We start from the raw sequence: 23,958 nt of genomic DNA, 5'->3' as shown, positions 1-23,958 counted from the left end.
CCTTATGCCCGTAAAACATAGACCCAATAAAATCCCAGCAAATCTAAGCGGTCTGTATTTAATAAGGGTACTGGTCAAAACATGGCTAACAGAAAATCGACGAACTCCGGGCCACTCGCTGCCCTGAAAAAACTGTTCTCCAGTGCGCCGAGTACGCCACTGGCACAACTCCCCATCAGTAGTGGTCACAACGTTGTTTCGCGATCTGGACTGTCATTTATGACGGGCAACCGGCAGGACGCCCCCGGAGAACTGACCACACAAGCGGATCACATAGGCATTAATCTTGAGCTGCCGCTGGACAGACTGTCCCGGTATACCGTGCTGGAAGAAATGTCGAAAAGCGCAACCGTCTCACAGGCGCTGAATATCCATATCGCGCAAGCGCTATCCCCCAGCAAACGTACCGGGCTGGCCTTTACCATTGCGGCAAAAGATCCCGGCGACAAAGAAACCGTAGCGCGCTGCAACGAGCTAATGGACGACCTGGGGGAAATGATTAACACCGGTTTGCCGTCATGGGGATTGCTCATGGCAATTTTTGGCGTGGGTTATATGCGTCCCTACGGTGAGCCAGGGCGCGGCATCATCAATATTGAGTCATCCTATTACACCCTCCCGTACTTCATTCAGGAGTTCAACAAAGGCGGCACACTGGCGGGGTTCGCCGGTGATTACCTTCTAGCCCCGGACACGATGCAACGAATGCTGGCTAATCCGTGGGAAATCGTGGCGATGAAAAACCCTTTCTGGACACCATCGGGGAATATCATTCCGGTCACAACGGGTACGCGCGGCTATTCGCTATTAACCGAACAAGCCCAGCACACCCTCGCCGAAACGCAGAATTACGGCACCAGCTTTCTGGAGAACTCATATGAACCGTTTATGAACCTTTGCGGCGCCCTGAATGCCCTGAAAGCCACCCGCTATAACGCCGCCAAAATTGACCGCCTGATCGCCCTGACGACCGGCACCCTCGATCCGGTAAACGCCGCCAACTACACGCGCACGGTAAGCCAGTCACTGAAGCGCAACAGCGATGCTATGTCACGGCGTTCGCTGCAAGCCAACACAATGCCAACGGTGCTAAACCACCTGATCCCGGTAATGGGTGACGGGAAGAACAACGTCACGATTGATACCCAGTACATTCCGGCGGATATCAACGGAATTGAAGACGTGATGTTTCACCTGCGCCAGTTGTGTTCAAGCCTGGGCATTGATTCGACGATGCTCGGATGGGCAGACCAAATGTCCGGAGGACTGGGGGAAGGAGGCTGGGCGCAAACTGCTATACAGGCGGCGATCCGCGCGCAATGGTTGCGACAGGCCGGTAGTGATGCGATTTACCGAATCGCAGATATTCACCTGGCGTACAAACACGGCAAAGCCTACCTGCCGAACCAGCGACCGTACACCGTACAGTTTAATTCCATCAATACCGCGCTGATGCAGGAAGAAGCCCGCGATCAGGATTCCCGCGCCAACTTCATCGCCGTCATCACGCAAATTCTCGACCAGATCCAGCAAAGCCCGAAACTGGCGGGTAGCGAGACGTTTATGCGTTACCTGTTCTGCGACCAACTCAAGATGGATGACCAAACACTGCAGTCCATGATCAAGGAGTTTAGCGCCACTCAAGACCCCTCTGAACACGACGACATGATGTACGAATCCACTCCAGGAAAAGGCGACGACAGCAACCCGGAGACATGGAGCCGGGAGCAACTGCTTAATTTCGCCAAATTCGTTATGACCCAACAGTAATACACGGAGCACATTTTGAAATCACTTAAAACAGTTACTGATCGCTTTTCTCTGGTGGACACTATTCGCCGCCACACGCCACAGAATGAGCGCAATTACATTCTCAAGTCCGTTCGCGCCACCTTCAGCAACCCATCGGTGCAGGAATGTATCGCGCTCGGTGAAATGTACGGCTATTACGGTCACGGGCGCCGCGCTATGCACTACGCCAAAACGGGCAAACTTACTCTGCCTGAAGTATCCGTAGCCGTCGTGGAAGGCAAGCCCGTAACCCTGACGAATGTCCCCTCAAACCGTACCCTTTCGGTATCCGTAGACGATGATGGGGTAGTCACGCACACCCAGGAAATTCTGGACACTGAGCCAGGCCAGATCGTCAGCGGTATGGAGGCATCAAAGGCTGGCGGCTGGAGCTGGGCCACCAGCGGCGACGACAGTTCCGTTCGTTCGATTGTCACCGGGTTCTATGGCTTCGACTACGTGACCACACCTAACTTTATCAGTCTGGACAAAAAGTCATTGATGCTGGAATCCGCCGATACGCGCACGGATATCATGATTGCATCCCTGATTGAGTCAGGCTTCAGCCCAAATGCCGCTATCGACATTTGTCATCACTTTGAAACCCTGCAGAAAGACCAGGCGATGTTTGAGGCCGTGGATCATACCAGCCATCTTGAAAGCCAGGTGTGGGCATTACGGGGCCGGTTAGAAGAGGCGCAATCGCGGGTTAATGAGCAAAACGCCATGCTGGAAAGCAATGGTGAACTGGCGAAAGCCCGTCGTCGCATTATGCGGGATACGCTGAACAACCTGCCGGTGTTTATCAGCAAGGAGCAACGTCAGGCACTGATCCGAATGGAAACGGAGGAAGACATTCAGGTACTGTCTGCGATGCTGGAGTCGGCTGCAGGGCATGTATCATCCGGTCTGCCTTTAGGCGATACCCCGCCACGCCAACGCGATCCGGGGAAACAAGTCACGACCGCCAGTGATGAGGACGTTTTCTGGTTGCGCCCTAAACGATAAACACCTGCCGTCTCAACCCAACCGCCTTAACTGGCGGTTTTTTATACCCTTTTTCCACCAAAAGATAACATAAATACTAAGGTGTAAATAAATACAGCATTGTCAAAAACAGGAGATCAGAATAGTATCCATTTCCAGACGATCCGGATCTTCATGGTTAAAAAGATCGTGCTTTTTGTAAATGCGTGGGGGATATTACCCGCAGAAAGCAAAAAACCACCCTGCCAGGTGGTTCTTGCCGGGGGTTAAACCCCTGAAATTCTATGTGATAAGTCAGCAACCAAGACCAACAAAAAAGGGAACAAACAAGGAGGCAATAAGGAGGTAAATATGAATTAACCCTAACCGCTTTCCCCCGCCAACAAAGATGAAACGTTCTTTACTGAGCGAAGGCCTTTTGTTGTCTGGTAACTAGACTCGCGTCCAGTTTACTAGCGCCGATCCCGGCACTCAAGTGTTTTTTTTGCTCACTCACGATCATCTTTGACCAAATGTTACTCAGTGACAGGAAGCCCCGCGTCTGAAGGGTTTCTGAATCAATATAACGATGGAAAAAGACAGAAAAATGGATAACGCAAAGGAACCACGGACTGATATGCAGGGCTATGTGATCAGCGCCGACCTACCTGATTTTGAGCACTACCGCAGCATGGACAACAACGCGCTTTGGAATGAGGTTCAGAAAAGCTATCCCACCGGGTACAAACTCAGCCACGCCTTTTTATGCCTCCCTGCCACGCTTATCAGCCGCACCGGAAAACTGATTGCCGCCAGCATTGCCAACAAAGTGAACCCATCACACACAGGGGTTTGCTATGCCAGCCGTAAAACGCTCGCCCTCGATGCAGAAGTCTCTGTCGCCACACTGGATCGCTTCACATCCGGCGCTGCAGGTCGTGCTATTTTCACGTCTGAAATTCCCAAAGATAAAATTGGCCTTGAAACAGCAAGGCGCACACTGACACGCGGGGCCATGTTGTTTTGTCTGGCGATCTCCCTGTTTCGGAAGACTGTCAGCAGAGTGAAACAAAAGGTAATGGCCTTCGCCTTGAAAGCCGCGTCATCCGTGCTTTTCACCAAATCAGGGGGGCGCAAAACGATACCCGGAGAGGGGGCGCAGAATGCGCTACAAAACAAGATATTACCCCCTTCTAAAAGTCAGAAAGAAAAGATAAATATTGGGACGGGTGATACTAATTCTGTGGATAACTCGGAAGTGCCGCAGGGCAAAACGTTGACGCAGTGGGATGAACAAATTAACCAGACCCGGATACAGGGCCAGCTCAACACCGCAGAACGCAACTACCAGGAACGACTGTCAGCACTCAGCGCCAACGAGAAGCGCTACAAACACATGTTCATCAAGCTGATGGATGTCTTTAAAAGCTCCACCCACCAGCGAGAAGACGTTATGTTCCGTTCAAGCTACGCAAACGTGGATTACAGCAAAAAACCAAAAGGCTTTCGGTAATTACGCTTCGCTGGTGGACGTCTGCCCATTCAGGTTAGGCAGCTTGTAGGACTCCGGTCCGGGTTCATCGGAAGGCCAGCGGTAACTTGTCACACGGCTACGCGGGAACGCCCGGATATTCACGGCATCGCCCTGGTTGCCACCCAGCACTAACAGATTACGGTTTGCGTCCTGACCAACGACAAAGCCAACATGACCGCCGCCGTCACGGGTAAACGTGACAATGCAGCCATACGCCGGATCGTGAAGGGCTACACCCCAGGATGAGTAGCTTCGGGCAGATTCGAAGCGGGTAGACTTGATGCCCACACGTTCAAGCATCGAACCAACGAACGCCGCACACCACGGGGTTTCGTCGTTTTTGATGCCGCCACGCTTGATATCTTTCCACATCTGGACGATTTCAGGGTTGTTTTCCTGGCCTTTGATTTCCCGCAGACCAATGTGTTTACGGGCTTCCGCGACCCAACGCGGATCAATAGGTTGACTCATGCTTTTTCCTCTTTTTGCTCTGAGCCAAAACAGTAACCGGTCTGTACTTTACCCCGCTGGCGAGCATCCTGACCCCGTGACAAAAAGAAGCCCACATAACGTGGGCTTTGCTCTTAGTTGACCGTGTTGTCTACATTCGGTATGCCTTCATCGTCGTCCGGATCATCGTCTCCGCCTTCAACTTCAGGCCAGTCCACCAGCCAGCCAGCGCTTTCCAGGCTGCGTAGGACCAGGTGAGCCTCAGCATCCAGCGAGTTCACTTCTCCGACCGCAGAGTTCGGACGCACACCGTGAAGGCTGGCGCGCATATCGTCCAGGGTAATACCCCCTTCGACGATCGCCAGTGCGCCAGTCTCGCTACACTCAACTACTCCGGATTTATCCCCCGGCATCGTCACTTTAATGCGCATTTTGCAGCTCCTTAAAGCATCCCAGTAAAAACTCAATAATGCCGTCACCGTTTAAATATGAGTTTGCCGTCAATTCAGGATCGGCATAACACTGTAAAGCCATTGAGAACACTTCAGTAGAAAGGCAATTGTTCAACGACGGTGCTTTCGATAATACCTTGCCACTAGCCAGACTCACCTTTCTTTCCATGTAGATTTTGGACATGTAGTAGTGACTCAGTGACGTTTTGACCTTGTACTCAGCATCGCCGTACCCACCGAAATTACTGTAGGTCAGTCGGCCTTCAGCCTTCGATTTCAGAAAACCTTTTGCACGTTCAAGCAAGTGCGGATTAGAAAATTCAACATGGTGTCCCAGCTCGTGCCACATAACAGATTCATCGTTACTGTCTGCTTCGATTGTCACAGACTTTGATGTCCTGTTAGCTGACGCCCTCACACGAGACTGATGTTCGATCGTTTCCAGTGTATTCAGCTTTCCGCCGGTTAAGGTATAGACTCGCCCCGCAATATCGCGCGCATCGTATCCAGGACGCCATTTTGCAGTAACAGCCGTTTTCTGTGTGACATCATCGCTAACGTTGAGCGCGCCAGCCCATGCGCTGGCCTCTTCTTCTGTCACCGACGAAGACTGGATCACCGCATCAAAGGCCGCTTTAACCTTACCGTGAATGTTCTCAATAATCATTGGAGGGTATTGCGTCGTTCCCTTGAATAACCGCCCTATCTCAGCCAACTGGAATGATTCATCAGATTCACGATCCACCAGCCAGCCAAGCCGTTCTATATCCATGCCTATCCCACCACGCGATGTGAAGACGTCTTTCAAGTAAGGCTTCAACCTCTCGGGCCTGTCACGGACTTTGTTGATTTCACCGACATAAAAATCGATTTGTTCCGGCAATGAAAGCTGGTCCTTTTGATCACCGACCTCTGCAATTGCTTTAACGCGCTGCAAAACATCGATATAGGCATCCGCCAGCTCGTCGCCGCTAAAAATCGGTGACAACCCAACGGCATCAAGCGCGGCTTTGCCTTCTCCCATTACGCCGTCAATATTGGTCAGCGCCTTTTTCCCGGCGGTAATGGCCTTCTGGAGAACGGAGATCACCTCCGGGATTGTGTTTGCCTCTGGCAGACGTTTATCAACCTTGTTCGTTATTTCTTCATAGATGTTTTTCGGCATTTTCATGCTGTTGTCCATCCAGGTACGGCAAGCCTTGCGCAACTCATTCCAGCTCAAGTCTGACGCCATTACCTCTTCCAGCCGGTGCATGAGCATGAAGAGACGATCGCTACTGGCGCCAGCCTCCGCAGCCTCCAAAAATATCTTCACCCGGTAATTAATATTTCGTGCATCAGCCAGCGATGGTGCTGGGGTGTTGCTATTGATGGACTCAAGCACAGCCTTACTGTAGAAGGCACTGTTTTCGACCGAATCAGCCATCGCGCCCAGCAACTTACCGCTATACCCGTTCGACTCTGCCCATGACCGAATGTTGGTAAGGGTATTAGCGCCAATAACAAACGGCATCTTTCTTCCCAGTGAGAAATTCAGGCGCGCGAGATTTTCTTCGGTATCCGGGTTAGCCGTTTCAATTTTGCCGCTCATTTTGATGGCGTTCACCAGCTCGTCTACGCTGGTTGCATTCGCGATCATTTGGGATATATACGCGCCGGTGTCACCCGGTGCGGATTCAAACATCGCAAAGTTCAGCCCTTTTCCTTCGCCGTATTCCTCTTCAATTTCGGCGGATACTGATGACAGTACATCCCCAAGAGAAAGACTACCGCCGCCGAACATATCCCCTAAAGCCTGTTGCTGGTGGATCAGCTCATCGTTAATCTTCTGCGCCATCTTCTTAAACGCTGCGCCAATACGCTTTGCGCTACGGTTGTTAGCGACGATAAACAATGCCAGGGCTTCCGCCTCTTTGCTGGTATCTTCAAACAGGCCTTGTTGGGCGATCACCTCTTCCAGCGCTTGCCCGGAGTCTTTCGCTCGTCGGACAAGGTTGATTGCTTCCTGTAGCGCGGCAATGGCCTGTTTATCCAGACCATCAACTTCATCAAGTCCCCCCACCAGCCCGTTGACGGCCTCCTTGTGAACATCACCGGATAGCATCTGCATCTGTGCAAAATCACTGGCTGCAGTGTTGAGTGCCGTCAGAATATTGCGCATATCAGGATCGGGTTCTTCTGCGACCATTTTGACCAGGCGCTCATCCTTGTACGCTTTGGCGAAAATAGCGTTCTGAATGCGGTCAATTAACTGCTTCGTCGGTCTGCCGTCCGTTGTCACCAGACCTGCAGTAGCCGTGTCCCCAATTTCGCGCATAAACGCCTGAATAAAGCTGTCGTTTGACCGGGCAAGGAGATTGCCTTCCTCGGACGGCGAAAACATTGCCATAAGGCGCTCATCCAGCATTTCAGCGTCTACGAATGCCTTCTCGCTTGCCGCCATTTCCTGAAGGTCGGAAAGGTTGGAGTCTCTGGCGAACTGCGCGCGATCGACGTCGGTAATTCGTTCCCTGACCAGCACCGGCCTGTCCATCCGGGCAATATCTTCAGCTTTAAGCCCATAGTCGGCGGCATGGTCGATAAGATACTCGCGGTAGCTGTCAGCTTGCCCCTGCTCGTAAGCCCTCAGTATCCCCATTGATCGCCCATTACCCGACTCAACCACATTGTCGGGGCCAACAATTGGCGCGCCGTGGCTACTTAGCCCCGAATCGGTTAGCTGTGCTGGCCTCAAGTTACCGGCGATCTTGCTCACCTGAATTTTGCTCGACATACGGGTTCGATCCCGCGGCTGCAGCTCTGTCGGGAATGCCGGGTTTATCGTCCCGTCCAGGTTGTTTGAGATGATCAGGTTTCCGGCGTTAACAACTTTAAAGCCCGTTTTGACTTCATCGCCCTTGCTCGTCACTACAAACGACGTTCGCCCCAGCGGGGACTCAGTGAATTGCAGCGATGCCACCAGCGCAATAAGGCCATCCAGACCTGATGTGCCGTTAATGGCCTGTTGTGTTGCGTCCAACGGTCATACCTCCACGTTTTGGGTTTCGTGAAGGATAAGGAGTGTGTGTTTTATTCAGGGGGAGGAAGAAAAAGCCCCGATGAACGGGGCCGGTAATCAGTATTCAGAGTGCATACTCGTTTTGAGTCGCCCACGCGTTAGCCTGGCCTTTCATATCATCCAGGGTCAGGAACTCGTTAAGGTACTCACCAACCTGGCGTAGCGTGTCCACAAAGTCCATCTGCGCCTGTGTTACAAACTTCCCGGAGAGAAAGTCTTTAACGATTGACGGCGCATTTTCTTTGGCGTCGTCTTTGGCCTCGTCTGGACTTGCTTCAGCGCCATAGCCCAGCTTAACTAAAATGGCGTCGATTTCGTCATTCAGGTCCAGCAAATCCAGCCCTTTAGCCGTCGTTGCTTGTACCATCAGCTCATCAAGACGGTCATTTAGGTCAAGACGTTCCAGCGCGCTTAAATTCATGCCCCTGCCCCTTCTCGTTGAATAGCCACCAGCAGATCAGACAGGTGTTGCGCGGCGGCATTCACTTTGTCTTCATTTTCGTCAAAACGACCGGCGTCCTGCAGTGTTGCAATGGCACCGCGAACCTTGCTGCGCGCATCACGGATCTCCGCGATATCTTTGGACTGCAATTTGGTCACGGCATCCAGATAATCTAACGCGTCATTTGCGGCTTTATCAGCTTCAGATACCACAGGCTGGTCCTCGTTGTTTTGTTCCGGTGCTGGTGGCGTTTGGTTCGCTAACTCGGCTTTAACTTGCCCTAAAAAGTAAGCGAGATCGTCCCCTTCCGGGTACGCCATATTCGGTGCGATTTTCTTTGCGTTCAGCTTAACCTGAGAGTCAAACATCTTGGCGTCCGTCTCAGCCATTTCAACGTATTGCTCTGCATAGCGCCCCATTGAATCACTCGCGACATCCTTCGCCAGCGCATCGAGATCGGCCTGAGTCGGGATCAGCTTCAGCTCAAAGTTAGAAGCCTCCTGTTCCGTCAGTTTATGGTCGTATTCAATGAAGCCATGACGTGCTACGCGACCATATTTATCGTCCTGCGCCGGTGCTGCCAAAATAGCAGTCTGGCCTGCAGGGACGGCACCAATCCCGGCAGGACGATTTACCAGCGCATAGCGGTATTTGCCGACTTGCTCCGGTTCCGGTTGTGGCTCCGGCTGCGGTTGCTGTTCTGGTAGCGGCGGCTTTTCTTCCTGACCGGCATCCGCTGTCGTGACAACGTAACGGTCTGCTCGCCCTTCACGGTAGGCTTTAAGCAGTTTTGTTGCCGTAACCCCCATAGCTCCGCCCTGGGAGGATGGGGACGGCATTTCATACACCTTACCGGACGGATCGGCGATGATTACGCTCCCCATCAATTCGCCGTCGTTGTCATATGAGTTGTAACGGATCTCCGCGCCGTTACTCAAAGTGGCTTTACCATCAACACCCATGCGCTCTTTCACTTTGCGCGTCGTATCAGTGAAAGATGAACCTGCAGCGCTATCACTGCCTGACGGAGTGCCGTTCTGTAAAGCAACCAACTCGGCTTCCAGCTCTGCGTTAATGCGGCGCTGGCTGGCGAGTTTCTCACGTGCGCTTTGCTCGTCGCTCTGGTGAGTGAGTAATTTGCTCTGCATGGATTCAACCTGAGTGAGCAATGAGGATTGTTGCTCACTTAACTGGTCGTTTTCGGCGTTCATTGCGTCAATATCGCCACGCAATTTAACCTGCGCCGATTGCTGTTTGGTGAACTTTGCGCTGTTGCGCTCGACTAGGTTCGCCAGCGCCTGAGTAACCTGTTGTAACGACACGTCGCGACCACCAATCGGGGCCACAATATGCGTTACATCGCGCTTGTTCAGCAGGAAACGGAAAGCCACCAGCAAATCATCGTTTTTGATGCGCCCGTTATCTGCGGTCGGGGAGTGGAAGACCAGAGAAATAGACTGACCATCTGATAACGGTATCAGCGCAGTCATGATCGGAATGCCGTTAACACGGCGAACCTTCCCGATAATGGCGCCACCAATCGTTTTTTCTCCGCTATCGTCCAGGCCAGCATCATCGGTCCCGGCTTTAATGCCCGTCCCGTTCAGGCCACGATTGAGCGATCGGACAAAGGCGCGCATGGTCTGAGACAGGCGCATACGTTCCGTAGTAATCGCTTCAAACATCGCGGAGTGCGTGGTGTAGATCAGCTCGTCACCGAGATAAGAGTGATCCACTTCATCAATCGTGACGCTTTCCAGCATCAGATCTGCACCTTGCCCTTTCATCAGGTCATCGTAGATAGCGTCAGTGATTGCAGGTGCGATGTAGCCAGGCACATCCTTTAGAGTGATTGTATCAATCAGTTTAACGGTCATTTTGTACCTTCTTTCAGTTGCGCGATCTCTTTCTCTAACTGGCTGGTCTTTGCCATTTCGAGATTCAGTGCCGCCTGAATGTTCTCTTGCGATTTTTTCGCTTCGTCGGAATCCGAAGAGAGGGACTCAATTTTCTTTTGAGTCGTGGCGATCGTCCCCTTCAGTTCGTCGCGGCGCGCCCGTGCGTCACTGAGCATTTGCACCCCAGACTTAACACCCTTGCTGGGTTGTGGCTTGTTGCCGTCGGTGTCTTTCTTAGCGGCACGGGCCAGCTTTCTGGATAGTGACTTCTGAAAAGCGGTTGAGCCTTTACGGAATAAATCAGCCAGTGATTTACCCAGTTCAGCCATTGTTTTTACGGGGGTGTATGGTGCGTTTTTGCCATTCAGCTTAATGCCGGAGATATCGCCGGTGTTGTTCACCTGAATTGACATGACCTGCTCATCAATTCCTTTCAGCTCAAACGTTTTTACGGGAATGCCGTCTTTTCGTCTGGCTGGCCCTGCCGGGGTGATTTTGACGACCTCATAACCGGCTTTAGAAATCGCTTTTTTCAGCTTATCCAGGCCTTTCTCGTTTAACTCATCAAAGTTAAGCGTGACGTAGCCCTTATCTTTAGTTGATGACACTGTATCCCCCCTTACCTTTCGCAATCTCATAGCTGCGAACGGTTGACTCCTGAAGTGGGAAGATGCGGTACAACGGGTTCATACGGCTGTTACCGTGGGTAATACGGATCGTTAGTTCCCATGTACCATTGTCCAGATAACGCGTATCTATCAGCAGGTACTCATGGTTTAAGCCTTTCGGCGTTAAATCCAGCGTCCTGGTTTTGCCCGTGATAACTGCCGTGGGGTTACTGGAGTCACGAAGCCAGTATTCGATATGCGCCCCAGTGAGTTTCTCGCAGTTGACCTGAAACTTGACCGGAAACGCTATCGCATTGTCCCTTTCGACTGCTTCCCCCGCGCCCAGTAACACGACCTGTTTTCTTTTAAAAATGAAGCGATCAATTGCCGCCACCGCCGCCATTCCCAGCAGGAAATAGTTTTGAATGTCATTCATTAGCCCCGGCCTCCTTTTGGCCCAAATAAGAATTGGATAGCTTCGATAAGACGGTTTTTAAGTGCTGTTGACACCTCGCGACCGTTGTTGCTGACAACCAACACGGCGAGATAAAGCAAGCTGTCGTCCCACGCCTTATGTCTGGCGATGTAATACGCGGTCAGTCCTGCGAGTACCGCTAACACCCATTCGGTGAGCAAGTTAAGGGATGACGCCTTTATCCTTTCCTCGCGCACCCCATGCAGGAAAACGCCTGTGCCGCTGAGTAGCGACAGGAAAAGCGCCTGTATGAGATTCGCTTCTACTTCTGTCACAAACCCTCCGTAAAACTCCTGATTGAGAGGGTGCAGAATAGTGAGTCTGTGATTTGCAAATGAAGGAGTTAGCCGGGGAAGTGGTTATTGGGGGAGGATGAGATAAAGAAATCAGAACGTCTTGCTGAAGCAGAGTCAATCATTTCCCCACTTGAACGAACGGTAAGGCTGAACATAGCAACTGATGAAGAGGTCAAACAACTTGAGGCGTGGGAACGATACAGCGTGATGGTTAACCGGGTAGATACATCAAACCCCGAGTGGCCCCCGGTCCCATCATGATAATTGAGTAAAGCCCGAGCTAATCGGGCTTTGCTTTTTCATATGGTCGGAGATTCGGGCCATTCAATATCTGGCGCATCAGTTGGTTTTACACGACTCAGTAATACCCGGTATTTTTTCCATGCAACAAGCGACTCTTTTTCATCATCGGTTGCCATATCGAAATCAACGGCATCCTGTAATGTTTCAATAGCTTCATTCGCTAGTTTGAGTTGCGTAATTTTCTTGTTTTGTGCTTCCTCAATGAACGTACTTCTCTCTGCATCAGTATCATCGACCCAAGATATGCCATCCCATTTTTGCCAAGCGTTTTCAGGCGCAATTGTCGTTGTTCCTACAGGATATCCGCCTGGTTCTGTTATCTCTATTTGATTACCGGTTTCTGTATCGAAAACAATCTCACCTCGATGATCCTCTGCCTCTTCCCACTTTTCATTTTTAGTATCAAAAATAAAAATAAAACCGTCTTTACTCTCTGGTGGTTTCATGGTTGTGCAATGGGCAGGTAGTCCAGTAAATGCTGGAATAAAAGCATCGCCTTGTCCAATAAATTCATTGGTATCTGAGCGAAGATTATAAACAGTTACAGTCCGGCATTCTCCGGTCATTTTAAAAGTCATTAGGCAAGCCTCACTAAATAATTAAATGCAGTATTTTTTACGGTATTTTCAGCATTACCAGCGGCGTTAACTGTAATGGCATGGCCATGCGGCCCAAGAGTGACGTTATGTGAGTGCGCACCTATACCCACAGTATGAGCATGGGCGCCGATGGTTACAGCATGCGCGTGGTTTCCAGCCGATGATGAGTTAGACGCCGATCCCCAGCGTGGCACCTGGTTTTGTGTGTTATTACCCGAATCTACGTAAGAACCTCCATTATTCCTGGAGTGTACGTGTGCCCCCGTTGTATTCGTTGTTTTCGTTCCATAATCAAACGAGGAAGATGTTTTAGTGCCGTAATCAAATGACGTCGTCGCCTTTGTCCCAAGATCGGTATTTGCAGCGGTGGCACTATGGTTATGCGATTTGATGCCATCCTGTTCCTGTGACAATACCGCACGCCCGGTTGCAGGTTTCCCCTTAATGGTCTGACCGCGCATATCAGGGATTACCCCCGACGGATACGCACTGCCAAGCAATGGATATGCTGATTTGTCAAAAGCCTGGCCCTGCATTAATGCGTAACCCAGAGGGGTGGTATCAGATGGCCACGGGATTGGCGCTCCCACTGGGAAGGAATTGTCGGGGGTCCACGGCGTCCAACCTCCAGTTGAATACTGGCTTCGCGTATAACTGCGAGAAGAGTTATACGTGCGATAAATCTGCGTGACTCCGGCACTTTTCAACACGACCAAAGAACCGGCGTTATTCTCTGGATAATGCAGCGCTGCACTGGTATTGGCATTTGCACTCTGAACATAGAGGCCGGGTGTTTTGTAGTTATTCAGATCCTGATTTGCGCCAATTTCGACGCACTGACCGTTGAAGATGTCCTGAGACGTGACATTGACGTCTCCGGACAGCGCGTGACCGTTGATTTTTCGGGTCGCCGGTACTGCATTTTTTGCGATCTCGATGGTTTCGCTTAAACCAAGGTATTTTATAACGTCGGCGATCGACGATTTAGCCAGGATATCACGCGCCACCTGCGTGAAATCTGTTTGTGCAACTGTGTCTGCACCGGTGAAATACGGTAGTTTATTTGCACCGGTAGCCAACGCTGCAAGTGCCGTTAGAGTGGCATCCAGTGGCTGTTTTTTCGCTAACTGATTAGTAATCGTTGTTGCGAAGTTCGGATCATTGCCCAACGCTTTCGCTAACTCACTGAGCGTATCCAGCGCTTCAGGAGACGATCCCACTAATGCAGCCACTGCAGCATTTACGAATGCCGTAGTCGCAATTTGTGAGTTATTAACTGTTAATGGTGCTGTAGGGGCCGTTGGTATCCCTGTCAGAGCGGGGCTATTGAGTGGTGCTTTCTGTGCAAGCGCAGCAGCTACTGTGGCGCTGTAATGTGGATCGTTGTTAATTGCATCCGCAATTTTTTTCAGCGTATTCAGCATGGCTGGCGCGCCGCCAACAAGTTCTTTCACCAGCAATGTAGCTATGTCATTAGCAGCTTTAACCGCCTTTTTGACTGCGTGTGACGATGCCGCAACATGGTCATCATCACTGTCAATCTCACTACTCAGCGTAATACCAAGAGCTTTATTCCGGCGATGCGATAAGTCGATCATATCCAGAGTCAACTCTGTCGCATCAGCGGGAACGGTTAAACGGCATAACTCCAGATGGTTGCCAGCTACCGGCTCACTGATGCTGGCAGTGAAAATCCGCGCAGCCGGAATATCTGAGCTACCATCAATCTGGTTGGTTTTGACACCATACTCGTAATTTGCTTCCAGCATTACCCGCGTTATGCCATTTACCGGGATAGCCAGTATCACATCTTCGATTTGCTGGACGGTTATCTGAAGATTATTCACATCTACAGAGGCTACTCCATGCCCACCGGGACCATGCAAAGATGTAATTTTAAGGTTTAACCCACCAGCAAGTTCAGGTGCAAATCCTCCGTAGATGCCAGGTGTAATGATCCCTTTCATCTTGCGGTTAAATGCAGAAGAGACATGACCATCCATGAACTGCACATCAGCCAGAAGCGCATGTTTGATCGCTGAACTCAGGATGGCGATTTTGTTAATGGCCTCGCTCATCTTGAGTTTCCTTTCTGCTCAATCGTGAGCAAAATATTGTACGTTTTGCCCTTATAAAGACTGTCTTGCTGGGCGCAGAGCACGGCAAATACAGCGCCCTGATCGTCTATTAGGGCAAGAGTATTAAAATCGAACACATCATTTTCCGGCAGTGCAGACTCCGGAAGGACAATGCTTACCGTGATGACTGCACCTTGCAACGTGCATATCAATTCACTTTCGGCAAACTTTCCGATGAGCTGTTCATTGGCGAAATCATTTGGAATTTCGGCAATATTCCAACCGCCATCAGGATTTTTCGTTACCAGGTCAGAGCGGCCCCAGTAAGCTTTCATTAGCGTAAAACGGCTACCAATGCCGATCGCGGATTCCGCGCGACGGGTATAGTAGTAATCCAGCAGTTTTGCCTTATACATACTCCCATTCGGCGAAGATAAATTGATGTTGTCTGACATATGAAAACCCCGTCACTAGAACTGTGACGGGATAATAATCAGTCTGTACTTTGTGTCGGCGGCTAACCCCCCTCCCCCCGCACGAGGATAGGTAAATCCAGAGGCCACGCGTCAACCGGTATAGTGTCAAGGGTTAGGTAGATAGGTTCCAGGGAACACGTTTGGGGTGTCACTTCGCCAGCATCATAACTAACCTGTGTTTGTTGCAGGTTCGCTAACTCCTGGACAGGCTGAAACAGAAAAGCACGGCTACAACCTACCGAGGAATGGGCAAGCTTTATGGTTTCTTCTGCTTCCTCAAGCCAGAAATCCAGACGGAGAGAAATGCCATCAAATACTGTTTCGAGAGGCAGTAACGGGGCAATAATTCGGTCTACGTCTTTTATCAGCCGTTTAATTAACTTGTCCTGTTCCTCATAGCCGTAAATTTCATACAGCTTGTTCAGGTCAACATTAATGGTGCCGCGCGAGGTGAGAAAGAAATCCCCATAACTCCCCTGCGCGATCTTAACGCCGCTTTCTGTAGTAAAAAACGTGCCATACGGGAAACGCTCCTGGTCTACCGGTGCGTATAACGGCTCCCAGTTGACCGGCAGGTTGCCAAACTCACGCCAGAACGTAGAGACAATAGGCCGGTCGGTTCCCTTAAAATGGACTTCATCAAGACGCTGGGCCAGCAGTATTGGCCTACTCGCTTTGTCTGTTTCTCCAATAACGAAAAATCGCCCGTACTCACTGATACGGGTATCCATGTCCTCCGGGTGCATGGAAAAAAACGACTTACGATCGCTGAGTCGGGAAAGCAGAGGGGCTACCTGTTCCTCATAGACCGCCTGTGTCACATCAGCGAAGTCAGGCCATAAGCCCTGGCGCTGTTTTTCGGGAATTAACTGTTTTTTTAACCAGTCTTTAATCACCGGATCACCTCCCCTGACTGGCGGATATCAAACGTAGAGTTTTTGGTATCGAGATAGATAAAATCGTTGAGATTTTCTGACTCCTGCATACCCTCAACCGTTATGTCATAGGTACTTAGCAACCCCATTTCATCAACGCACGTCCACATATCCTTCACTTTCACCTGAACAAACTGCACGTCGCCGTTTTCCAGCTCGTCACCAAAGCTTTTGGAGTCGTAGCCGAAACGAGACTCCAGTTCATCGGTGATGGCTTTTTTGGCGTCGTTAATGACCACGTTTTTATTGGCGCGACCGGTCAAAGTAATGGTGAACGGTTTCTGATTTACCTCCATCCAGCGGAAGTTTTTATTCAGGGCATTGGGTACGCTTTTCAGTGCCATATGAATGGAATCGGCTAACTGCTCCTGAGAAACACCCGGCTTATGTCCACTGAAGAAAATGGTATTGATATTGCGAAGGTCTTTGACGCCGGTTGCGGCTTCTTGTTGCTGTTCTCCCCATACAGCAAGCCAGCTCATGCCCGGAACATGGCGATGAATGAAATAGCGATAATCACCACCCCATACAACCTGCTCATCAAACGGTACGTAATACTGAGCGCGATAGCGCGTATCTTCGGTCGATTCAAACCCACTACCGCCGGTAATGGGGGTCGTCGTGACCACTTCCAGCATTTCTGCCATTGACGAAATATTACCTGCGGGGGTGAGTTTTTGCCCCTGCGCCAACGTTGTTTCGCCCTGGCTACACCATGCTTCAATTTCAACACGGCTTCCCGCCGGTGGCATTGCGCCGGTAGAACCATTACCAAAACGGACGCCTAATTGTTCAGATGGTCGGTACACCAGAACGTAATGCTCGCTGGTCGCACGTGACAGCCTGAACATAGGGTTATATTTCCACTTCCGGCGCAACCCACCAGCAAGCACAAACACGTTGATAGAGGCCGTTTCTGCGGTGATATCTTTAGGTAAAAGTAAGGTGAAAAAGGCGCTTTCTTTTTCAATGTCAGCACTGATGCTGACCATTTCCATCTGCAGGACGTTTTTGACTTCAACGGTTCCCCCGGCAGGGATCGTCACGGCATCCGAAAGAACATAGGGCAACTCCAGCGAAGACAACAATTCGGCATAGATGGGTAACTGAATTTCTTTTTTCGTCTTGTTCCTGATGCTGATAGCACCTGACGACGGGGTGATTAGCGGCCCGACGTATCCACGGTCTTCGGCTGCAGCCAGAATACTTGAACGTTTCGTTGCCGTAGAGATAAAGCCCTCCCCCAGCGCTCGCCTGGCGTGGGATTGAGCGATATAGATAACCTGAGCGCCAAACACGCTCATCATTTGGATAAACTGACTGTTCGCGAAGCGCGCCCACCACGGCTTGTCCTGAAGTAAGCCGTTAAACTTTTCAAGTAATTCCTGAATGCTCAAGATGTTCTCCCGTTTGATTCTTTTTGCATAGGCATAGGGGTAGTAAATTCACCGTCTGGCGTCACAAAGGTAATTGCCAACGTATCTTCAGATACCGACTCACACCGCACCTGCAGGAGACGGACGGAAGGCAAATCCATGCGGAGTTTTTTAATCAGCTCGTTTTCAATAGCGACCTCCACCAGATAGCTTTTCTCCGATCCAATGGGTTCATGTTTGAATTTCGCTAATGGATTACCCCATGATGGCAAGCCGTAAACGCTGCCTATTGGTGTTCTCAGCCATTCCTCCAGCCGGATTTGGCTTACCTTGCCAGTCCCCTCAACAACGATGACGCCACCAGCATCAACCCTGAGTAATCCGTCAATCTCGTATATCACGTGCTTATTCCCTCAATAGGTCATCGAGCGTCGCATCTTTAATGGAAAAAGACGCCGCCTTGCGCGGTGCTGGTTGTGCGGTATGAACAACTTTTTCCGGTGCATCCCCTTTCTGTTTTGATACACTCAAAAGCTGTTCTAACGTGGCCCCCATGCCTCTTAACTCTTTCAGGATATCCACATCATGATTTGCAGTGTCAGTGCTTAACGATGGTCGGATACCACTTCCCGCCAGATCCTGAACGGTAGGCATAGACTTCGGAATGGACAGGCCAGACGACTGTGACGTAATGGATGTCGGTAATGCGGTCTGATCCTTAGTTAACAGCGACGTCGAGGCCTCTTTAAACGAATCAACCCCGCCATCAAGCCAGGTTCCAACCTTATCGGTAATGGGCGCGATAGCGCGCTGAATGGTAGGGTCCGACATTCCTGCTGCGTTCAACGCGTCCCCTACCACCTGGCTACCACTGAAACCACTGATTGTCTGGTTTAGCGTGTCGCTGACTGCCGGGAGGATGGACGCGCCGACCGTTTTCAGTCCGTCAACGGCCCCGCCCATTGCTTTTTCAAACATGCTTTCTTCGGGGACGGCTGCATCGATGGCGCTGACTTTCGTAACGCCTGACGCATTGGCTGGCGAACGCCCGGATACTGTTGTCGTAGTGCTTGCTGTTTGCGTAGTTGCCCTGGCGCTGGCCTCACGGCTGCGACGGGCGATTTCTGAGGCGGGTAATGCTGCCATTTCAAGTGACGATGGCAACGCAGCTCCGTTAGGCAGAGTTAACCCGGCAGACGGGCGATTTTTTTTCATGCCTCGGACGCTGAACTCTGTCATTTTCTCCTGCAGCGCATCATCTAACTTGCCAGGTACCGCCATTACCGCGCTGGCGCCCGTAGCCATAGCTGATTTCGTTTTATCCCATACGCCATCTTTACTGGATGCCGCTTTTTCCCGTTCTTCACTGGCTTTAATGGCAGATTGAGTGGCTGCTTTTGGTTGAGTGATCCCTGCATCCGGACGATTTTTTGTCAGGCCGCTAACATTGTGTTCGTTTAACTGCTCCTGAACGGCCTTATCCACCTTCGCCGGTACACTGGCAATAGCTGCTGCTGCGCTGGCGCCAGTTGCCGGTGATGGGGTAATCGCATTCGGTGACGCTGTGGTGATCGCCTTACTGCCGGTGCTGTAGAGGGAATTACCTGCAATTGGTGCCAGGCCTTTGCTGGCCCGTTGTTCATTGACGACTTTCAGGGATTCGTTGCTAAATTTCCCGCCAACCCATTTTCCGTCCTGGTGTGTACCGATAGAGTCCTTAATGAACTGATCCGTAACCTGTGGGTTCCCGCCTTCAATGGTGGCGATGCCGCGCATTAACTGGGTCATAACCTCGGGATTGGTCATATCCAGTTGCTGCCCGGACTCCACGCCCATTTTTTTGGAAAGCGAACTGATATAGTTCTTCGTGTTGTTTTCGCTCTCTGGTGCGTAGATCTTGATAATGTCCTCAACGGTATTGAGTTTCTTACCACCAGTAGCTTTTGACTTCCCGTTTGAATACAGCGTGAGTTGGTTCGCCAGCGCCCTAAAGCCCTCTTCTGGCGTATTAAACTTCGCGAACCTTGCCAGGCCTTTCCCGTTCGGATCTTCGAGTCTCGCGCCTTCCTGCCCGACGTAATTCAGGTTCCCAAAGTTGTTGTTACGGAATGAGCGTACTTTTGCATTTTTCCCGCCAATGTTCAGATCCGCCGAAATGTCATTGGCCTGAACGGACGCGTAATCCGATACAGATTGACCGGCGGCACCAACGTTATCTTGCCCCCATTCACCGCCCTGCATTTGTGAGCCAAGCTTATTGATGGCGGTAACGGTTTTATCTGTACCATCAGATACGGCTTTGGTTATCTCATTGCCTTTATCTTCATAGGATGACGTAACCTTTGATATGGCATCACCAACAGTCGCCATGCCTGAATCCAGGCCTTTAGCAATCGTCTCGGTGTCAAAGGTCAACGAATCAGCAACCTTATCCATACCAATCATTCGCGCGCCGGAAGCCAGTAATCCGGCTCCACCAGATACCAGCCCTCCCATATTGAGCACATTCGCAGCGGTGAAGGCTGTTTTTTGTCGGGCGTTGACTTCTTTGCCTTCGGCAACGTTAAACGCGGCTCTCTGGCCTTCTTCGTCATTTACACCGTCATACGCATCCCAGCCAATACCAAGCGCAGTACCGAGAATGGGGATCGTCTTCAATGCGGCTTTTGCCCCAAGTTTGCCACCCGCTTTTAGCGCGCCTTTCTTCGCTATGGCCTCCCCTGCTTCCTCCGCTATTGGTGTTGCAGTCTTGACCGCTGCAGGTTTGGCGGCAGCTTCAACGGCTTTATTTGCAATTTTTTCGGCAGCGGGTTTAGCAACCGCGTCGGATGCCACTTTCGCGCCGGTGGCAGCAAGCGCACCACTGGCAACAACTCCACCAGCGCCTTTAAGCACGTTAGCGGAGGACATAACCGCCTTGAGTTTGCCCAGCTTGCCCGCCTTCCCGGTCGGCTTGCGCACCCTCTTCCCCGCTTTATCAGGCAGTGATATGTCTCCACGCCCAATATGGCCAGCTCGCCCTCGCCTTCCCTTTCGACCAAAGCGATCGCCGAACCAGCCCCCTAAACCGCCACCGTTCGCCCCCTTGCCACTCCGTTTAATTTCTTCCCGGATCTCGTCCAGCCCTTCAATGATTCGCTCATCATTGGCGGCGATGGTTTGGGTTTGTTCTTTGGTGGCCTGGATGCCCTTTTCCACGTTTCCACGCGTGAAGGTTTCAGCCGATGACTTCTTGCCCATCACCGGCGGAGGAAGTGGCTGTGTTACTACATCAGGATATTTTTTTGCTGGCGAAGGCTCGCCCAGCTCTTTGCCCTCTTTCTTGTCATTTGCCCATTTCTGCAGCGAAACAACGTTATCACTCACACTCTTGCCGAGATCGAACATTCCCCGCCCCAGCATCCACACCGGACCACCTACGGCAGCACCGCCCACCAGCTCCGCGCCGTCGGCGTTCGAATTGGCTTCTTTGTCGCTGTTACCTTTGAGCATGTTGCTCAGGCGGCTGAAAAAACCAACCTGCAGTTTCTCTTGTTCTTTTTGCCCCAGCTTTTGCTGACGAACCCGGCTTGTCTCTTCCGCTTTATCACGAGACACAAAACGCCCGGACGAATCGCGTTTTGTTGAGTTACTACTGTCATTGCTGGCTTCGGTGTCTCGAGCGTGAACTTGTCGCTGTTTCCGGGATGGCTTTGGCCCCTGCTCCCGCGTCAGCGGCAGACCATTCGCCGCCATTACATCAGCATAGGTTCTGTTACCGGAGGCCTGATATTTTCGCTTTCTCGGTTCCTTTTGTTCCTGTTTAGTCCTTTCGGTAGGTACATTTTCGGGTTTGCGCGAGTCTTTGCTTAAATTGTCCTTTCTATAAGTCCTTTTATGGTCTTTATTTTCCCCTTTTGGACTTTGTGAATTGTCGTTTTCGTCCTCATGCGACTGTTTGCGTTGGGTGCCGTGTGAATTGGTTCTCTGCTTCAACCGACGGCTGACTACCAGTGTCGGACCGCTTTGCTCAGATGAGCCTCTGTCGTTCGCTGGTACTCCGCCTGTATGCGCCGGGGCGATATTTTGTAACGCCTGGGAGATCCGCGCTAACTCGCCCAATTCCGCTTCGCTGGCTTTTTCTATGGCATCAATGATGCTCAACCGATCCTGTTTCACCATCGTCAAGAACTCTTAATTTTGTACTTATCCTGTAGCGCTTTATTCATTTCCAGCGCTCTCCACTCCGGCAACCGTTCGACGTCGCTCACTGGCTGATAGCCGTATAACGTGAGGTTGTTAATAATTGTTAGCCAGCCACTCAGATTTAAAGTTTGGAATGAATGCGCCAGGCCGAAAGGGAACGAGCAACCGTGTTGCCATACCCTCCTTACCCTCAGCTTCACAGTGGTGCGGAGGTAAAACCAGGCTGACAGCGCCGCGATCAATGCTCACTTCCAGTCCATGCCGTAAGTCGCGCTGCATTAAGTGAACATGGGCCACCAGCGGCACAAATTCCGCATCAGTGGTCATGCTTTGAATCAGGTCGAAGCGACGGTTTGCAGCGGCTTCAAAGTCTTCAGGGTCATCGTCAAGCGCCGTATGCAGGGCTATTTCAGCCAGGCGCATTCGCCGTACAGCGTTGTTGTATTCAGGGTCGGCTTCGTCAGGCAGCATGAATCGGAGTTTTTCGAGCATACAAATACCCCGACCATCCAGCGGCTTTAGCGTCCACTCTGTAGGAACGCCTTTAACCGGCACCGTGACGCGGCGAACTGGTTCTTCCGTCAGCAACTCTGCAGTTTCAGACAGCGCTCTCAGGTCGCAATCATAGAAATGAGTTTCCCCGCAGTGCTTGCACTCATAAGGGAATGTGGTCACGGTGTCCGTGCGGGAATTGATGTAAATCCACCATAACGCGGTCCGACGGTCCTGCGCCGTCCATAGGGCAGAGTCATTAACTTCGCCAGGCTGCATGGCATTCAGGTATTCAGTGGTAGTGACTTCTTCCTGCTCCTCCTGGCTGTCGCTGTATTCCATGGAATCCGCCACAGTGGGCATTCGAAAACTGATCTCTTTTTTTGGTCGGGATGGTAATGGGAAAGCGGGAATATTCATTTTAAGCCCCAGCAATTGAGTGATGCCGGGTAGGATAGTCAGTCTGTGTTTTATCTCGTGGCACCACACATTACTGATGTGACTTTCATATGATATGAATGTATGACGATGTGAAGATATTACAAAATGACAATATTACTTTAATACAATGTGGCACTGCAAAAGACCGGCATTAACGCTGAATGAGGATATGAGGATATGAGGATATGACAGAATGATGATGTGATGATGTGATGATGTGATGATGTGAAAGAATGATAGAGTGACAAACACTCCTTACGATAATACGACGGTCACTACGTCATCTTTTGTTTCAGTCATAACTTATGACAGTGTGACTATCATTCAGCATTATCAAATGACAATCACACTATATGATTGTGTGACATTTAGAATTGAATGGCGCTACTAACTTTGCCTGTCAGCCCTGAAATGGCGCTCTCTGCAAGGCCTCCCAGCCCCCGGTTAATCGACGAGTATTTAACAAACGACAAAGGGTAGGACGTGAACTCAGTTACCTGGTCACGCGAACGGGTAATCTCTCCAAGCGTCGTTGGAATCACCGAGACTTCTTCCTCTAAATTGCGCTGGCCTTCCTGCGTTACCCGGTAAATTCGAATGTTCATCAGATAGGCGTGGGGGAGGTTAATAGTCCCGTCATTATTAATAACCCTCGCTCGGCGCTGATCAAACCACCGGTACAAATCACCCCGTTCGTTATCACGCACGGTCATCGTAAGGTTTCCAGCCGTCCGGTGAGTCGGTTTATTGAACTCAATCCCTCCGATAAGTTTGGACTCCGTTTCTATGTTGCCGAACCCATAGGTAACGTCTTTAGCGTACATGTCGAGTCCGGGCATACCATCGGCCTCAATGGTCCACTGCCAGCCCTGCGCGTAACGAATACGCATTGCGGCCTGTAAAATAGACTTCGCATTCGATAACTCAGCGGGTAGGCCACCGAATGACACAGGCCTACCACTCGAAATGGATGTGGCGCGATCAAGGATGTTAGAGATTAAATTACTGCCAATGGATTTTGCGCTGGCCCCGCCGGTGATGTTACTCGCCAGCCCATCAAAGAATCCCATATTCACCTCAATATGCTGGTGGAGTGCTGCAAG

Annotated in this window: 19 protein-coding genes and 2 pseudogenes; 4 read left to right on the top strand and 17 right to left on the bottom strand. The window is 51.0% G+C overall.

Going from position 1 to position 23,958, the window contains the following annotated elements; all coding sequences use genetic code 11:
• Positions 1-81 precede the first annotated feature (81 nt).
• The 3 genes from CJP72_RS11960 (at position 82) to CJP72_RS11950 (ending at position 4,270) form a co-directional block, all read left to right on the top strand.
• Entirely contained in the window at positions 82-1,770 is a 1,689-nt protein-coding gene (locus tag CJP72_RS11960) for a portal protein (RefSeq protein ID WP_162381349.1), read from the top strand.
• Between the two features lie 15 nt (positions 1,771-1,785).
• Positions 1,786-2,799: a head processing protein gene (locus tag CJP72_RS11955; RefSeq protein ID WP_162381347.1), complete on the top strand. Its 1,014-nt coding sequence runs from the start codon at positions 1,786-1,788 to the stop codon at positions 2,797-2,799.
• A gap of 565 nt (positions 2,800-3,364) precedes the next feature.
• Positions 3,365-4,270 carry a hypothetical protein gene (locus tag CJP72_RS11950; RefSeq protein ID WP_162381345.1) on the top strand — a complete coding sequence of 302 codons (906 nt, stop codon included), beginning with the start codon at positions 3,365-3,367 and terminating at the stop codon, positions 4,268-4,270.
• Here CJP72_RS11950 and CJP72_RS11945 read toward each other — a convergent pair whose 3' ends face one another.
• The 8 genes from CJP72_RS11945 to CJP72_RS11910 form a co-directional block, all read right to left on the bottom strand.
• Positions 4,271-4,762 carry a TIGR02594 family protein gene (locus tag CJP72_RS11945; protein ID WP_162381343.1) on the bottom strand — a complete coding sequence of 164 codons (492 nt, stop codon included), beginning with the start codon at positions 4,760-4,762 and terminating at the stop codon, positions 4,271-4,273.
• A 113-nt stretch (positions 4,763-4,875) separates the two neighbouring features.
• Positions 4,876-5,172 carry a hypothetical protein gene (locus CJP72_RS11940; protein ID WP_162381341.1) on the bottom strand — a complete coding sequence of 99 codons (297 nt, stop codon included), beginning with the start codon at positions 5,170-5,172 and terminating at the stop codon, positions 4,876-4,878.
• Entirely contained in the window at positions 5,162-8,212 is a 3,051-nt protein-coding gene (locus CJP72_RS25520; RefSeq protein WP_238340052.1) for a hypothetical protein, read from the bottom strand. Before CJP72_RS25520 ends, CJP72_RS11940 begins: the two co-directional genes overlap by 11 nt.
• A 103-nt stretch (positions 8,213-8,315) precedes the next feature.
• Positions 8,316-8,672 (bottom strand): ddrA, encoded by a 357-nt coding sequence (locus CJP72_RS11930; RefSeq protein ID WP_162381340.1) that lies wholly within the window; start codon positions 8,670-8,672, stop codon positions 8,316-8,318.
• On the bottom strand, positions 8,669-10,570 hold the full coding sequence (darA, locus tag CJP72_RS11925) for an antirestriction phage head protein DarA (protein ID WP_162381338.1): 1,902 nt from the start codon (positions 10,568-10,570) through the stop codon (positions 8,669-8,671). Before darA ends, CJP72_RS11930 begins: the two co-directional genes overlap by 4 nt.
• Positions 10,567-11,199 carry a defense against restriction DarA-related protein gene (locus tag CJP72_RS11920; protein ID WP_342212304.1) on the bottom strand — a complete coding sequence of 211 codons (633 nt, stop codon included), beginning with the start codon at positions 11,197-11,199 and terminating at the stop codon, positions 10,567-10,569. Before CJP72_RS11920 ends, darA begins: the two co-directional genes overlap by 4 nt.
• Entirely contained in the window at positions 11,186-11,635 is a 450-nt protein-coding gene (locus tag CJP72_RS11915; protein ID WP_162381335.1) for a lysis protein, read from the bottom strand. Before CJP72_RS11915 ends, CJP72_RS11920 begins: the two co-directional genes overlap by 14 nt.
• Complete coding sequence (locus tag CJP72_RS11910) at positions 11,635-11,949, bottom strand: holin (protein WP_162381333.1); 315 nt, start codon at positions 11,947-11,949, stop codon at positions 11,635-11,637. The genes CJP72_RS11915 and CJP72_RS11910 overlap by 1 nt, the downstream gene beginning before the upstream one ends.
• Before the next feature lie 105 nt (positions 11,950-12,054).
• On the opposite strand from CJP72_RS11910, the pseudogene CJP72_RS11905 reads away from it, so the two are divergent.
• Positions 12,055-12,231 (top strand): annotated as a pseudogene (locus tag CJP72_RS11905) (tail fiber assembly protein); the annotation flags it as partial.
• Positions 12,232-12,269: 38 nt separating this feature from the next.
• On the opposite strand, the gene CJP72_RS11900 reads toward CJP72_RS11905, so the two are convergent.
• The 9 genes and pseudogenes from CJP72_RS11900 to CJP72_RS11860 all read right to left on the bottom strand — a co-directional run bounded on the left by CJP72_RS11900 (position 12,270) and on the right by CJP72_RS11860 (position 23,925).
• Positions 12,270-12,851: a tail fiber assembly protein gene (locus CJP72_RS11900; protein ID WP_162381330.1), complete on the bottom strand. Its 582-nt coding sequence runs from the start codon at positions 12,849-12,851 to the stop codon at positions 12,270-12,272.
• A pseudogene (locus tag CJP72_RS11895) lies at positions 12,851-14,215 on the bottom strand (tail fiber protein); the annotation flags it as partial. The gene CJP72_RS11900 and the pseudogene CJP72_RS11895, both read right to left, overlap by 1 nt.
• A 731-nt stretch (positions 14,216-14,946) precedes the next feature.
• Complete coding sequence (locus CJP72_RS25515; protein WP_238340050.1) at positions 14,947-15,405, bottom strand: phage tail protein; 459 nt, start codon at positions 15,403-15,405, stop codon at positions 14,947-14,949.
• Between the two features lie 62 nt (positions 15,406-15,467).
• Positions 15,468-16,322 (bottom strand): phage tail protein, encoded by an 855-nt coding sequence (locus tag CJP72_RS11885; protein ID WP_162381328.1) that lies wholly within the window; start codon positions 16,320-16,322, stop codon positions 15,468-15,470.
• Positions 16,319-17,758, bottom strand: coding sequence for a baseplate protein (locus tag CJP72_RS11880; RefSeq protein ID WP_162381326.1), 1,440 nt, complete (start codon positions 17,756-17,758; stop codon positions 16,319-16,321). The genes CJP72_RS11885 and CJP72_RS11880 overlap by 4 nt, the downstream gene beginning before the upstream one ends.
• The gene (locus tag CJP72_RS11875; RefSeq protein ID WP_238340049.1) at positions 17,755-18,138 is read right to left on the bottom strand and encodes a hypothetical protein; all 384 of its coding nucleotides are present in this window, start codon (positions 18,136-18,138) and stop codon (positions 17,755-17,757) included. The genes CJP72_RS11880 and CJP72_RS11875 overlap by 4 nt, the downstream gene beginning before the upstream one ends.
• Positions 18,139-18,142: 4 nt before the next feature.
• Entirely contained in the window at positions 18,143-21,898 is a 3,756-nt protein-coding gene (locus tag CJP72_RS11870) for a hypothetical protein (protein WP_162381324.1), read from the bottom strand.
• Positions 21,899-22,015: 117 nt separating this feature from the next.
• Positions 22,016-22,756: a hypothetical protein gene (locus CJP72_RS11865; RefSeq protein WP_238340048.1), complete on the bottom strand. Its 741-nt coding sequence runs from the start codon at positions 22,754-22,756 to the stop codon at positions 22,016-22,018.
• Positions 22,757-23,223: 467 nt separating this feature from the next.
• Complete coding sequence (locus CJP72_RS11860) at positions 23,224-23,925, bottom strand: phage tail protein (RefSeq protein ID WP_162381321.1); 702 nt, start codon at positions 23,923-23,925, stop codon at positions 23,224-23,226.
• Positions 23,926-23,958 lie beyond the last annotated feature (33 nt).

Source organism: Citrobacter sp. NCU1 (assembly GCF_010231475.1).
Lineage (GTDB): Bacteria > Pseudomonadota > Gammaproteobacteria > Enterobacterales > Enterobacteriaceae > Citrobacter_D.
Note: the sequence above shows the minus strand (reverse complement) of the source record. Positions and strands in the feature narration are given on the sequence as shown.

What these genes read in the sequence shown, in the direction of transcription:
- CJP72_RS11960 (WP_162381349.1), top strand. Translation starts at nt 82, where the DNA reads ATGGCTAACAGAAAATCGACGAACTCCGGGCCACTCGCTGCCCTGAAA.
- CJP72_RS11950 (WP_162381345.1), top strand. Translation starts at nt 3,365, where the DNA reads ATGGATAACGCAAAGGAACCACGGACTGATATGCAGGGCTATGTGATC.
- CJP72_RS11945 (WP_162381343.1), bottom strand. Translation starts at nt 4,762, where the DNA reads ATGAGTCAACCTATTGATCCGCGTTGGGTCGCGGAAGCCCGTAAACAC.
- CJP72_RS11940 (WP_162381341.1), bottom strand. Translation starts at nt 5,172, where the DNA reads ATGCGCATTAAAGTGACGATGCCGGGGGATAAATCCGGAGTAGTTGAG.
- CJP72_RS11930 (WP_162381340.1), bottom strand. Translation starts at nt 8,672, where the DNA reads ATGAATTTAAGCGCGCTGGAACGTCTTGACCTAAATGACCGTCTTGAT.
- darA (WP_162381338.1), bottom strand. Translation starts at nt 10,570, where the DNA reads ATGACCGTTAAACTGATTGATACAATCACTCTAAAGGATGTGCCTGGC.
- CJP72_RS11915 (WP_162381335.1), bottom strand. Translation starts at nt 11,635, where the DNA reads ATGAATGACATTCAAAACTATTTCCTGCTGGGAATGGCGGCGGTGGCG.
- CJP72_RS11900 (WP_162381330.1), bottom strand. Translation starts at nt 12,851, where the DNA reads ATGACTTTTAAAATGACCGGAGAATGCCGGACTGTAACTGTTTATAAT.
- CJP72_RS25515 (WP_238340050.1), bottom strand. Translation starts at nt 15,405, where the DNA reads ATGTCAGACAACATCAATTTATCTTCGCCGAATGGGAGTATGTATAAG.
- CJP72_RS11870 (WP_162381324.1), bottom strand. Translation starts at nt 21,898, where the DNA reads ATGGTGAAACAGGATCGGTTGAGCATCATTGATGCCATAGAAAAAGCC.
- CJP72_RS11865 (WP_238340048.1), bottom strand. Translation starts at nt 22,756, where the DNA reads ATGGAATACAGCGACAGCCAGGAGGAGCAGGAAGAAGTCACTACCACT.
- CJP72_RS11860 (WP_162381321.1), bottom strand. Translation starts at nt 23,925, where the DNA reads ATGGGATTCTTTGATGGGCTGGCGAGTAACATCACCGGCGGGGCCAGC.